Raw genomic sequence first — 14,205 nt, forward strand, 5'->3', positions numbered from 1 at the left:
GTTGCCGGCGCGCGGGCGCAGCGGCCTTTACTGAATCTTGACCGGCTATTGAATTGCCCCGCCGACGATAGGCAAGGTGAGTACCCTTTTAGCGGTGGAACTGGGGGTTTTACGCCCTCTCCAGGTCCGGCGAGGCGGAGCGGCCGTCGGTATCCCGGGCGCGAAACCTCGCGCCATCCTCACCATGCTCGGACTGCACGACGGTTCCGTCGTGCCGGCCGACACGCTCGTCGAGTTGCTGTGGGGCGAGGATCCGCCGCGCACCGCCGACAAAGCCCTGCAGACCCACATCTCCGCGCTGCGCCGCACGCTCGGTGACGGCTTCGTCCTGACGCAGGGCGCGGGTTGGGTCCTCGCCGACAGCGAGGTCGATGCCTCGCGGTACAAGACGGCCGCCCGCCTGGGACGCGCGGCCGCCGCCGCCGGCGACACGAGCCAAGCGGTGGCCCGGTTCGACGAGGCCCTCGCCCTATGGCGCGGAATCCCCGAACTTCCCGATGGCCGGCGCGGCACGTCCGAAAAAACGCGGTGGATGGAGGGCCACGCCGCGCTGGTGGAGGATCGAGCCGACGCGTTGCTGGCGACGGGCCGCGCCGCGGAAGTCATCGGCGATCTGGAGGCCGCGATTGCCGATGCTCCGCTGCGCGAAAGGCGGTGGGGCCAGCTGATGCTCGCCCTCTACCGCGCCGGCCGGCAAGGCGAAGCCCTCGGCGCGTACCAACGCGCGAGGGCGCTGCTTGCCGACGAGCTCGGCGTCGATCCCGGACCGGAACTTCGCCGGCTCGAGGCCCTGATCGTCGCGCAGGACTCCTCCCTGGACATTGCTGTGGCACAACATGTTCCGTCGGTGACCCGCGCGGTGACGTTCCTTCTCACCGATATCGAGGGGTCGACGGCCGCCTGGGAGGCGGAGGCCGGGGCCATGGCGGCGGCCCTCGCCCGACACGACGAGCTGATCGAACACGTGGTCACGTCGCGTGGCGGTCGGCTGATCAAGACGCGCGGCGAGGGCGATGCCACCTTCTCGGTTTTCGAACGGCCTTCTGCGGCGGCCTCGGCAGCGGTCGAGTTGCAGGACGCGATCGCGCATGAACCCTGGGCGCTGCGGCAACCCATCCGCGTCCGGGTGGCGCTGCATACCGGCGAGGTCGAGCTTCGCGACGGCGACTACTTCGGCCGGGCCGTCAACCGGGTCGCGCGGCTGCGGTCGCTGGCCGAGGGTGGCCAGATTCTGTGCTCGGGCGCGACCGCCGAGCTCGTCATCGACTCGCTCGCCGACGACGTGGTGCTCACCGACCTGGGGATGCGCCAGTTGCGGAATCTCGCACGGCCCGAGCACGTTTTCGAGTTGCGACTGGAAACCGCTGAGCGGCGTCCGCAGCAGGCGGCGGCCGAAACCCCGATGGAGCGCCCCGGGCTTCCGGCGGTGCTCGTCGGCCCCGGGCCGTTCGTCGGGCGGGGCCGCGAACTCGAAGGCCTGCTGTCGGCGTGGCAGGGTGCACTGACGGGGGGCGTGCGCACGGTGCTGATCGCCGGCGAACCCGGCGTCGGCAAGACCCGCCTGGCCGGTGAGTGGTCGCAGCGGGCCTATGAAATGGGCGCGGTCGTGCTGTACGGCCGGTGCGACGAGGACCTCGGAGCGCCCTATCAACCGTTCGCGGAAGCGCTGCGTGCGCTCGTGCCGTGTATGGGCGCTGAGCGGCTGCGGGGACTGCGTGGCGTCGAAGCGTTGCTGCCGCTCGCGCCCGGGCTGGCCGATGTGGTGCCCGACCTCGCTCCCCCGGCGCACGCGGATCCCGACACCGAGCGATACGCACTCTTCGATGCCGCCGTTGCCCTGCTCGAAATCGCCTCCGCGAGCGCACCGGTGCTCTTGATCCTCGACGACCTGCACTGGGCGGCCAAGCCGACGCTGCTCCTGCTGCGGCACCTGCTGCGCTTCGGCGACCACGCCCGCGTGCAGATCGTCGGCACCTACCGCAGCACCGACCTCGACCGCTCCCACCCCCTGGCGGCGATGCTCGCCGACCTGCACCGCGACGGCACGGCCAACCGGCTCAACCTCGGCGGCCTCGACGAGGACGACGTGACCACCTACGTCGCCGAAGCCGGCTACGACGACGAGGAACTCGCGCACGCGCTGGCGTCGGTCACCGGCGGTAACCCCTTCTTCCTCATCGAGGCCTTGCGCCACGTCGATGAGAGCGGCGGCGTGTGGGATCAGAGCACCCTGCCGCAGGGTGTACGAGAAGCGGTGAGCCGCAGGCTTTCCCGGCTACCGACCGAGACGAACAAAGCCCTCGCCACGGCGGCGGTTGTCGGCAGCCGGTTCGCCCTGGAGCTGGTCGAGCAGGTGGTCGGCGACGACCTCGTCGACGCGTTCGACGAAGCGCGCCGGGCGGGCATCGTCATCGAAGAACCCGGTGGCAACTACCGGTTCAACCACGCGATTGTCCGGCAGTCGCTGCTGGCCGAACTGGCGTCCGTGCGGCGCATGCGGCTGCACCAGCGCATTGCGACGACACTGGAGACGATGCCGGGCGCCGACGACGAACTGTTGGCCGAGTTGGCGCATCATTACTTCGAGTGCGCTTGGGCGGGAAACGCGGCCAAGGCAGTCTTGTACTGCCGGCGCGCGGCGGACCAAGCGATGGCACGACTGGCCTACGAAGGTGCTGCCGACCTGTACCGCCACGCGCTGCACGCGCTGGAAGAGCTCGATGATGAGCTGCCCGATCGCGACGATCAGGCCGCCGAGCTGTTGGTCGCGCGTTGCGAGGCCTTGTTGGCCGCCGGTGACGTGACGTCGGCCGCGGGCGCTGTCTCCCAATTACGGGCGGCGACAGTCGATTCGGCCCGGCTTGCGGCGTGGGCAACCTGCTTCGACGGGCAGCTGTCGATGCTGATCCACCCCGAGCGGTTGGACGAGGTCGAAGCCGCGTTGGGCGCGGCCGCCGCCAAACTCGCCGAACAAGACGACGCCGCCGGAGAAGCCACGGCGCACACCGTCCGCGCGGGGTGCCTCGCCCGGCTCGGGCGGATCGCCGACTGCGAAGTCGCCCTCGACAACGCGCTGAACGCGGCGCGTCGCGCGCGCGAACACCGCCGCGTGAACGCGGTTTTGGCGGGCGCTCCCCTCGCGGCGCTGTGGGGCCCCAACCCGGTTCCGCGTGCGGGCGGGCGGTGCCTCGACGTGGTGCGGCTGCTGCGGATCACGACCGACTCCCCCGCCGTCGAGGCCACCTCGACGCGATGCCAGGCCGTCTTGGAGGCCTTTCGGGGCCGCGCCGCTGCGGCGCGTCGGATGATCGACTCGGCCCGGCGCACGGTGAGCGAGCTCGGCTTGCGTCATGCGCTGCTGGAAGTTGAGCAGTTCGCCGGGATCGTCGAGCTCATCGTCGACGATCCGGCCGCCGCCGAGCCGCATTTGCGGAAGGCCTGCAACGGCTTTCGTCGCATGGGCCTGGACGCGGACACCGCCGAGACCGCCGCGTTGTTGGGCCGCGCATGCCTTGCGCTCGGGCGCGATGACGAGGCGGACGAATTGTGTTCGGAGAGCGAGCGTCTCGCCGGGCACGCGCTGAAGGCATCGATCGCGTGGCGCACCCTGCGTGCGCATTTGCTGGCGCGCGGCGGTGATCACGCTGCGGCTAGGCAGGTTGCCGAGGCGGCTGTCACTTTGGCGGAACGCACAGACGCGCTGGTTGACCACGGCGACGCCTGCCTGACGCTGGCGACGGTTTTGAACGGTGCCGGCGACGTCGTGGCGGCGCGCGAGGCCGCCGAACACGCGGTCGAGCTGTACGAACGCAAAGGCGCAGTGGCGCTTGCCGAAATGGCGCGCGTCCTCCTCGGCGATCGAGTCAAGCCGAGCGCACCCGCGCGACCCGAAGCGCCGAGTGTCGCGTTGGACAATGCGTGCGTGCGCGCGGGCGAACGCGTGACGTCCGCGATCAATCGTGAGGCGTGGGGCGAGTTCGAGCACCTTTTGGCGCCAGATGGATTCATCGAGAGCCGCCGCAAGGTTGTCGGGTTTGGTCAGGTCGACGTCCCATCGGGCGAGTTTCCACAGCTGAACAGGCGCGTTTTGGAGAAGGTCCCTATGCGGGTCAGCCAAATCGTCATCGCCGTCCGAGGCGAGCGTCTGGCGCTCGCGCGATTGCTGATCGGTGCTGTCGACGTCAGCCCTGGGGCGCCCCACGACGAATTCCTCCTGCTCTATGGCATCGACGATGATGGCCAGATCTCCCTGCAGATGTGGTTTGACCTCGACGACCTCGACGCCGCGATGGCCGAACTCGACACCGTGCATGCCACGTTCGAGGCAGAGCATCCACAGTCGCGGACGCTCGACAACGCGGCAACGTGTGTGTACGAACGCTTCTGGTCCTACTTCGCCGAACGCGACTGGGAGGCCGTAGGAGCGATCGTCTCCCAAAGCCTTTCCGGCGCCGATCACCGACGGGTGGTGAATGCCGGGAACCGAGGCAGTCGAGAATCCGTTATCGAGGATCTGCGAGTGGCTGCCGAGCTTGGTTTTACGATACGGATGGCGGACGTCGTGGCGATCCGCGGCGAGCGCCTCGCCCTCACCCAGGTTCGTGCGTCGGGGCGCGACCCGGAGACGATTCAAAACGATGCCTTCAATCTCGTCGAAATCGACGCCGACGAGCGAATCACGTCGATCGTTATCTTCGACCTGAACGACTTCGACAGTGCCATAGGCGAACTCGACGCCCGGTACCTCACCGGCGAAGCGGCCGCCCACGCGCGCACATGGTCGGTCATCGCGGAGAGCTACGCGGCGATAAATCGTCACGAGCAGCCAACCACTACGCCGGATTGGATCAACGTCGACCACCGACACGAAATTGCGATGAGGCCCGACGACCTGATCGCATACATCAGGTCCGGAACGGACCAGGGCCAAGACATCAAAACTTATGTCGAGACCGCGCACCGACTGGACGACCACGGCGCGGTCTTAACCTACGCAGCGTGTGAAACCTCGCGCGAAGGCTTCGAAGCCGAGTGGCGAGGCATTGCCCTTCTGATAGTCGAACACGACATGGTCAACCGCACTGAGCTATTCGACGAGGCAGACCTCGACGCCGCGATCGCGTGCTTCGATCAGCTGAACCGACCGGCAGCGCGGCGGGAAAACGCTGCGAGCCGGGTAGCCGAGCGCTTCTTTGCGTACTTCGCCGGCCGCGATTGGGACTCGGTGGCGACGATACTGGCCGACGATGTTACGCACGACGATCGCCGGCGCGTGGTGAACGCTGGGGTCTTACGCGGCCGAGATACCCAAATTGCGAACCTGCAGGCTATTTCTGAGGTTGGGATCTCGAAGTTTTCGTCGACAGTCATTGCGACTCGCGGCGCGCGTCTGGCCCTCGTCCATACCCGTTCGTCGGGCCCAGGCCAATTGCCCGAGGGCGTCCTCACTGAGGAAATCGGGGTCGTAGAGATCAACTGCGACAACCAGATGGCAGCCTACGTCACGTTCGACGCCAACGACATCGACGACGCCATCGTCGAGCTCGATGCCCGCTACCTTGCCGGTGAAGCGGCGGTCTATTCGCATGCGTGGTCGGTCGTGGTGCAGACGTATGCCGCGTCGAACATGCAACAACTCCGAATGACTCCCGACTGCGTGAGCATCGATCATCGACACGCGAGGGCGTTCGCGCCAGGTGAGTTGAGCGCATACATGCACGCCACCTGGAAGCTGGCGCGCAACGTCTGGGGGTACGTCGACGCCGTGCACCGACTGAGCGACGTCGGCACTGTCGTCAGCCATGTGGTCAGTGGATGGTCGCGCGAGGGGTTCGAGGCCGAATGGCGCGAGGTCATTCTGGTCACGATCGAAGGCGACCTAGTGAACCGCTGCGAGCTGTTCGACGAAGCGGACCTCGACGCTGCGATCGCACGGTTCGAGCAGCTCAGCCCGCGGCCATCCCGGCTACAAAACAAGGCAGCGTTGGTCTTCGAGCATGTCTGGTCGCACTTCGCGGCTCGCGACTGGGACGCCATGGCCAAAACGGTGGCCGACAACTACGTCAGCATCGATCATCGACGGATCGTCAGTGCCGAGCCTCAACACAGTAGAGGCGACGTGATCAGAGACCTGCAGGCGGCCGCCGAAGTCGGTTTCACGATCTCGATGGTGAATGCCGTTGCGATCCGCGGAGAGCGCCTGGTCCTCGCGCGAGTTCGCGCCTCCGGCCGTGACCCCGAGGCGGCTCAAAACGATGCGCTCAACATCGTCGAGATCGACGATGGAGATCGGATCGCGAACGTCGTTGTGTACGACCTCGAAGACTTGGACGCTGCCATCGGCGAGCTCGACGCGCGATACGTCGCCGGCGAAGCGGCCGACCATGCGCGCACGTGGTTGGCGATCGCGGGAACTTACGCCTCGATGAGCAGAAACGAGTTCCCCGCGCTGACATCTGACTGCACAACGATCGACCATCGCGGGGTGGCGGCGTTTGCGCCCGACGAGTTGCCCGCATACATCCGCGCCGGCTGGGCTGCCGGCCAGACCATCCGAGCCTACGTCGAGGTTGTGCATCGGTTGAGCGATCTCGGGGCGGTCTGCGGCTATGCGGCGCTGGGCATTTCGCGTGACGGCTTCGACGCGGAGTGGCGGGAGATCGCCGTCGCGACGGTGGAGGGCGACATGGTCAACCGGTGCGAGCTATTTAACGAGTCAGGCCTTGATGCCGCGATCGCGCGCTTCGATGAGCTCAGTCCGCGCGCGCCGAGGCTGGAAAATGCGGCAAGCCGAGTGAGCGAACGCTTTCTGGCGCACTTCGTGGCCCAGCAGTGGGACGCCATGGCGAAGCTATTGGCGGACGACTATTCCTTCGACGACCACAGAAGCGTCGTGAATGCCGGAGTCCGACACGGTCGAGATGCGGCCATCGCAAACATGCGCGCCGTCGCGGACCTCGGGGTCGCGAACGCCGTAGTGACCGCGATCGCGACACGCGGAGAACGACTCGTCCTCACCCACAGTATCTTTTCGTTCCGGGATCGAGGGCCCGAGGCGTTCCTCAGCGAGCAACTCGATGTCGGGGAGATCAATTCAGCTGGGCAGTTCGTGGCAAATGTCTCGTTCGACACCAACCACATCGACGCCGCCTTCGCTGAACTCGATGCCCGATACCTCGCTGGCGAAGCAGCCGCTCATGCGGACACGTGGTCGGTGATAGCCGGCGTGCACGCGATGTTCAACCGGCACGAATTCCCGCCAGCGGACTGGGTGACCATCGACCACCGGCGAGGCACACCGTTCACCGCCAGCGACATGACTTCAGCCGTTCACACGCTCTTCGACCTCACGCCGGACTTCAACGTCCATATCGAAGCCGTGCACAAACTCAACGGTTTTGGGGCGGTGATAACGAACTATGCACACGGGTCCTCGCCCGATGGCCTGGGCGTCGAATGGCGCATGGTGATGCTTCACATCGTCGAGGGCGACCGCCTCACCCGTTGCGAGATATTTGACGAGACAGACATCGACGCCGCGATCGATCGGTTGGGCGAACTCAGCGGGCCGGCGCGGCGACTGGAAAATGCGGCTAGCCAAGTCAGCGGCAAATTCCTTTCGCACTACGCGGTGCGCGATTGGGATGCCATGGCCGAGCTCCTCGCGGACGACGTTTCCTCAGACGACCGTCGTCGTGTCTTGAACGCCGGGATGCGGCGTGGTCGAAATGCCGAAATGGCGAATTGGCATGCCACCGGTAAAATCTGGAGCACTCATGAGACATCGACCATCGCTATTCGTGGGCAGCGTCTCGCGTTGTTCCGTACGACTTTCACGAGCCATCAGTCACCGGACGCATTTTCTGCTGCGGCGCTCACCGTCGTCGAGATCAACGACGACAACCGAATTCGTGGAATCGTCGTCATAGAGCCGGACGATATCAGCGCTGCCTTCGAGGAGCTTGATGCCCGATACCTCGCCGGCGAGGCAGCACCGTACGCGCAGACGTGGTCAGCCGTCGCACGAGGCTATGCCGCGATCAATCGACACGAACTTCCCAGCATGACGCCAGATTCGGTTTTCATCGATCATCGATCGGTCTTGACGACCGAGCCGGAGGATCTGGCTGCGTATTTTCCCGCCATTTGGGGCCTGATGCCGGACGTCTACGTCTACATCGAGGCTGTGCATCGGCTGAGCGACGCTGGAGCGGTCATCAGCCATGTCGCCCGCGGAACCTCGCAAGAGGGCTTTGAGGCCGAGTGGCGCACGATCAATGTCGGGACAGTCGAAGGTGACCTGATGAACCGGGCCGAAGTCTACGACGAGTCCGACCTCGACGCCGCGCTCGCGAGGTTCGATCAACTGACTCGGCCGGTGCTGAACAACGCGGCTAGCCAGACGTGGGAGCGCATTTGTGAGTGCCTGGCGGCCCGCGACTGGGACGCCCTCGCCGAATTAACGGCCGAAAACATCTCCGTCGACGACCGTCGGCGAGTGGTGAACGCCGGGCTCATCAACGGCCGGAATGCCAATCTCGAAAGTACGCGGGCGCTCGCTGAGGTCGGGTTCACCTTAAATACGCTGAGCGTCATAGCAACTCGTGGCGCGCAGCTCGCCCTGCTCCGCGTTCGCGTCTCGGGTGACGACCCCGAAGCGATTGCAAGCGATGCATTGATCATCGTCGAGATCGATTCCGACAGACGCGTCGCGTCGAACGTCATCTTCGATCTCGAAGACATCGACGCCGCCTTCGCCGAGCTCGAATCTCGATACCTTGCCGGCGAAGCGGCACCGTACGCGAACGTGTGGTCGCTCATATCGGGTGGTATCGCCGCGGTCAACCGCCGCGAACTTCCCGCAACAACGCATGACTGGGTCACCGTCGATCACCGCCGGCTCCCGATGTTCGAGGTGAGTGATCTACCCGCAGCCATGCGCGACTTTTGGGACCTCACGCCGGACGTAAGCTTTTGCATCGAGGCGGTACATCGACTCGGCGGTTTTGGAGCGGTCGTTACCCAAGCCGTTAATGCGACTTCGGTAGAAGGCTTTGACGTCGAGTGGCGGATGGTCCAGATTTTGACGGTCGAAGGCGACCTGTTCAGCCGCTTCGAGCTATTCGACGAGACGGATCTAGCAGCCGCGCTCGCCCACTTTGACGAACTGCACCGACGCGCGCGACGTCTGGAAAACGCGGCAAGCCAGGAACACGCGCGCATCAGGGCGTGCATCGCGGCCCGTGACTGGAACGCGGTAGGTGAAATCCTGGCCGACGGGGTCGCGCTCGAGGATCGCCGACGAACCGTGAACTCCGGGGTTCAACGCGGTCGGGACGCCGTTGTTGCTTACCTGCGGGGCGCCGTTGACGTGGGCCTCACCAACATTTCGTTCACCATCATCGCGACCCGGGGTGATCGTCTCGAGCTCGGCCGTACGTGCGTTTCGGGACAAGAACAGCCTGAGGCATTCCGCATGGAGTTTTTCAGCGTCGTCGAGATCAACGCCGACAGGCGGATCGTGGCGCGCGTCGCCTTCGACCTCGAGGACATCGACGCCGCGTTCGAAGAACTCGATGCGCGATATCTCGCCGGGGACGCGGCCGCCCACGCACGCACTTGGCCTGTCATCGCGAGAGAAATCGCCGCGTTCAATCGGCACGAACCTCCTGCGCTGACGCCAGATCCCGTTTACATCGACCATCGATCCCTCGTATCGATCGAAGGGGTCGATGTGGCCGCCTCCGAACGTGCCGCATGGGACCTCACTCCAGACGGCAGGACCTACATTGAGGCCGTGCATCGGCTGAGTGAACTCGGAGCCGTCGTTACCCAAGTGCTGAAAGGAAGCTCGCCAGAGGGGCTCTACGCCGAGTGGCAGATGATCAGTATCTTCACCGTCGAAGGTGACCTGGGCAGCGGCTACGAAGTCTTCGACGACACCGACCTCGACGTCGCGCTCGCCCGCTTCGACGAATTACATTCCCCGCCAGGACAACTGGAAAACGCGGCAAGCCGAGCAGAACGCCGACTCATTGACCACTCGGGCGCCGGCGATTGGGCGACGATATCCGATATTTTGGCCCCCGACAGTTTCGTGGAGGATCGACGTCGAGTGGTAAATGTCGGCTCCTGGGACGGTCGCGATGTCGTGCTGGCAAATATGCGAGCACTGGCCGAAGGCCTTGCGCAGATGTCTTTGACGGTGATTGCGACTCGCGAGGAGCGCCTCGCACTCTCCCACTTCCGCTCGTTCAACGTTGATTCGCAGCAGGGGGAATTCTCCATCGAAATGCTGGGTATTGCTCAAATCGACACCGACGGGCGGATCGCGGCCCACATCTTTTTTGACGTCGACGATATCGATGCTGCCTTCGAGGAACTCGATGCCCGCTACCTTGCCGGCGAAGCGTCCGCCCACGCGCATACCTGGTCGGTCGTCTCAGGTTCTTATACCGCGATGAACCGAAACGAACTTTTCCCGACGACGCCGGATTGGGTGAACGCCGATCGTCGACGTCACGCGATTCTCGAGGAGGGCGGCCTGAACGCGTCCCTGCGTTCGCTGTGGGACCTCGTCCCTGACATCAAATTCCGCGTCGAGGCCGTGCATCGCTTGACTGACCTTGGGGCCGTCACTAGCCATGTGGCCCATGGCGTTTCGCAACACGGCTTCCCTGCCGAGTGGCGGGGGGTCGAAGTCCATACCGTCGATGGCGATCTGATCAGCAGCTGCGAAATCTTCGACGAGGAAGACCTCGAAGCCGCGCTCACCCACTTTGACGAGCTCAACAGTTGATCAACCGTATGGCGCCACAACCGCAACCGCTCTACCTACTGGCGGACAGTCAGCTGCTGTTCTGGAAGCGCCACGACCGGCTGCTTCTCGAGGCAGCCTTCGATGGATTGGATCGAGGCAAACCGTTGAGCGCGGCCTACATCGGCGCCTCCAACGGGGACCGGCCGGAGTTCTACGAGATCTTCGAGGCGGCGATGGATGCCGTCGGGATCACCGACCGTCGCATGATCGTCTCGTCGTTCGACGGGCCCGACCGCGCCTTCCTGGAAAGCGCCCAGTTGATCGTCCTGGCCGGCGGCGATGTGCGTCTGGGCTGGAACACCTTCGAGGAAACCGGCATGAAGGAGGCGATCCTGGACCGCTATGCCGAAGGTGCTGTCCTGGTGGGCATTTCGGCCGGTGCGGTTCAGCTCGGACGCTGTGGGATCGCCGAGACGCCGGAATCCCTCGGCGCCGAGGTGTTCGACGTGTTCAATCTCGTCCCCATGGTGATCGACGTGCACGGCGAACAAAACGGGTGGGCGCGGCTACAGCGCACGATGGAGTTGCTGAACGCAGAGGTGACCGGGCTCGGCATCCCCGCTGGCGGCGGAGTCGTCGTGCACCCGGACGCCACCATCGAGCCCCTGCGCCATTCCGCGCACACGTTCGTCTTCGACGGCACTGCCATCACGCACGCCCTGTTGCCTGCCGAAGTGGGCACCTGAGGCATTCGTCCGTAGCCTAAAATCCGTGACGGCCTTCGACCCAACCGGACCCGACGGCCAGCCCCGCATCGTGGCCGACCTATTGCGGCCCGACGCATATGACCCGCCGGCCCACGACGTGCGTCTTCACGAGACGCACAGCTCGTGGGTCCTGCTCGCCGGCCCCTATGCCTACAAGCTCAAGAAGCCGGTGGACCTCGGGTTCCTCGACTTCACCTCCATCGAGCGGCGCCGCGCCGACTGCGACGAGGAGCTGCGCCTCAATCGGCGGTTCAGTCCCCAGATGTACTTGGGCGTCGTCGAAGTCACCGAGCAGGACGGCCACTACCGCATCGGCGGCGAGTCCGGGTCGGGCGAGCGGGCGGTGTGGATGCGGCGCCTGCCGGAGGAGGGCATGCTGCCGGCCAAGCTCGCGCGCGGGGAGGTCGACCTTCGTCTCGCGCGACGAATCGGCCGCACCCTGGCCAAGCTTCACGGCAGGACCGAAACCGGGCCCGACATCGATGCGTACGGCAGCCCGTCCAGCGTGGCCGCGAACTGGCAGGAGAACTTCGATCAGATTTCTCCGTTCGTCGGCCGGACCATCTCATGCGACGTCAACGACCACATCCGACGCTACGTCGACGAATTCCTGCGAACGCGGGCGCCGGCGCTCGAGCGACGCGTGGCCGACGGACACGTGCGCGATGGCCATGGCGACCTGCATGCCGCCAGCATCTGCATCGACGACGGCCAAATTCTGCTATTCGACAGCCTGCAATTCGCGCCGCGCTATCGTTGCGCCGACCTCGCTTCCGAAGTCGCCTTTCTGGCAATGGATCTCGAATACCACGGGCGCGCGGACCTGGCCTGGGGGTTCGTTGATTCCTACGTGCGCGCCAGCGGCGACGACGGTCTGCTCGACCTGCTCGACTTCTACGCCTGCTACCGGGCCTACGTTCGCGGCAAGGTCCGCAGCCTGCGCCTGGCCCAGACGGAACAGGCGTCCGGCGGTGACAACCGTGAGCTCATCGCCGAGTCGCGCGCGTACTTCGACCTGGCCTGGGCGCACGGGGGTGGGCTGCCCCGCCCCCCGATGGTGGTCACCATGGGTCTGCCGGCCAGCGGCAAGACCACCCTGGCGCGCGCGCTCGCCGGCCGGCTCGGGCTGGTGCATCTCTCGTCCGATATGGCGCGCAAGCGGATGGCGGGCATCGAGCCCACCCAGCGCGGCAGCGACGAATTCGGTTCGGGGCTCTACGATCCGGCGATGACGCGCAGCACGTATGCCGCGCTGCGCCGTGATGCCGCGCGCTGGTTGCGTCGCGGCCGGGGCGTGGCCGTCGATGCGACGTTCGGCAATCCGCGCGAGCGCGCCCAGATGCGGCAACTGGCGCGCCGCCTCGGGGCCGACCTCCGCGTCGTGCTGTGCGACGCCGACGACGCCACCCTGATCGCGCGACTCGAGCGGCGCGCCACGCAGAAGGGCGTGGTCTCGGATGCGCGGATCGAGCTGTGGCCCGAGCTGCGCGCCGCATTCACGCCCCCCGACGAGCAACCGTCCGTTCTGCGGGTCGATGCGACGCGCGACAGCGAGGAGACCGTCGAGCAGGCGCTGGCGCTGCTGCGCGCTTCCTACCGCTAACGGCGCCGTCGCGCGCCGTGCCGTCCTAGCACGTCGGCGTTGGCCAGCGTCTGGGCCTGAGCGGCCAGGGTCGATGCCCTGTTGGCGTGCGCGATCGCTTCGGCGTCGTTAGTGGATTCCTTGCCGCGCGCCGCCGCCAAATGCCGCTGGGCCTCGTCGAGCCGGGCCTGGGCGTCGACGCCGACGCTGTCGCGATGCCGGGACACGTAGTCAGAGATTTGGCGCAACCGTGCATCCGCGGTGGACAGCGCCTGCGGCAACGATTCACCGTGCCCCGCAACGCTGCCCGGCGCGCGCCGGCGCCGACGCGCGCGATAGAGCACGAACAGCAACAGCAGAACCACGACGACGATGACGCCGATCGCGACCAGCGGCCAGATCGGCTTCGACGAGCTCGCCGGCTTGGCCGAACTCGCCAATTTATCCAACCCGTCGGCCGCGGCGACCGCCGCTCCGCTCCAGTCCTTGGCGCCCAGCACGGGTTCAATCTGGTTGCGCCGCAGGCTATCCAGCCCGGAAGCGGTCGGCCCCTGCACCTGCGGCGGCACGGTGAACGAGTACGCCTTGGTGTTCGTGGCTATGGCCAGCAGCGCATCCTGGCCGCCCAGCCCGCTGGCGCTGCGGGTGCGGTCGGCCCAGTTGTCGGGCTTGAAGCGAGAGAAGTTGTCGGTGTAGACCACCCAGAGTTGGATGTGACGATCGCGGTACAGCCGATCGATCGCTTCGCTGACCGCCGCGCGACCGGAATCGGTCAACACCCCCGTGGTGTCGGTGACGTGATCCGTGAGCTTCGACGGCGGTTGCGCGGCGGCGGGGCTTACCAGCAGCAAGCACGCGGTGAGGATCGTCAGGACGGCACCGAACAGGCGAATAACCCGCATACAGGTAACTTAGCCGCCAATTCGCGTTGGGTCAGGAGGGCGCCGCATCCGCGGCCAACGGGGCCCGAATCGCTCTGCGCGCGTCGGCGACCAGCAGAATCCGCCCAGAACCCCCGCCCACCACGACCCCCGCACGCACTGGACACCCAATGGTTACGCGCGTAACCTCTGTCGCGCAACGACAGCATTCTCGCG

4 protein-coding genes are annotated in these 14,205 nt (G+C 66.0%); 3 read left to right on the forward strand and 1 reads right to left on the reverse strand.

Annotated elements, in window-relative coordinates; all coding sequences use genetic code 11:
- Positions 1 to 94: 94 nt before the first annotated feature.
- The 3 genes from QGN31_RS16340 to QGN31_RS16350 are packed head-to-tail and all read left to right on the forward strand — an operon-like array spanning position 95 to position 13,129.
- The gene (locus QGN31_RS16340) at positions 95 to 10,798 is read left to right on the forward strand and encodes a BTAD domain-containing putative transcriptional regulator (RefSeq protein WP_083862993.1); all 10,704 of its coding nucleotides are present in this window, start codon (positions 95 to 97) and stop codon (positions 10,796 to 10,798) included.
- An 8-nt stretch (positions 10,799 to 10,806) separates the two neighbouring features.
- Positions 10,807 to 11,505 (forward strand): Type 1 glutamine amidotransferase-like domain-containing protein, encoded by a 699-nt coding sequence (locus QGN31_RS16345; RefSeq protein ID WP_014941708.1) that lies wholly within the window; start codon positions 10,807 to 10,809, stop codon positions 11,503 to 11,505.
- A gap of 25 nt (positions 11,506 to 11,530) precedes the next feature.
- Entirely contained in the window at positions 11,531 to 13,129 is a 1,599-nt protein-coding gene (locus QGN31_RS16350) for a bifunctional aminoglycoside phosphotransferase/ATP-binding protein (RefSeq protein ID WP_014941707.1), read from the forward strand.
- Here QGN31_RS16350 and QGN31_RS16355 read toward each other — a convergent pair.
- Entirely contained in the window at positions 13,126 to 14,010 is an 885-nt protein-coding gene (locus QGN31_RS16355) for a TPM domain-containing protein (RefSeq protein ID WP_014941706.1), read from the reverse strand. The genes QGN31_RS16350 and QGN31_RS16355 overlap by 4 nt on opposite strands.
- Positions 14,011 to 14,205 lie beyond the last annotated feature (195 nt).

Origin of the sequence: Mycobacterium sp. 2-64, from assembly GCF_035918375.1 — a bacterium.
Lineage (GTDB): Bacteria > Actinomycetota > Actinomycetes > Mycobacteriales > Mycobacteriaceae > Mycobacterium > Mycobacterium intracellulare.

Excerpts from the sequence above, each read along its gene's own strand:
- QGN31_RS16345 (WP_014941708.1), top strand. The coding sequence starts at position 10,807 with ATGGCGCCACAACCGCAACCGCTCTACCTACTGGCGGACAGTCAGCTG.
- QGN31_RS16355 (WP_014941706.1), bottom strand. The coding sequence starts at position 14,010 with ATGCGGGTTATTCGCCTGTTCGGTGCCGTCCTGACGATCCTCACCGCG.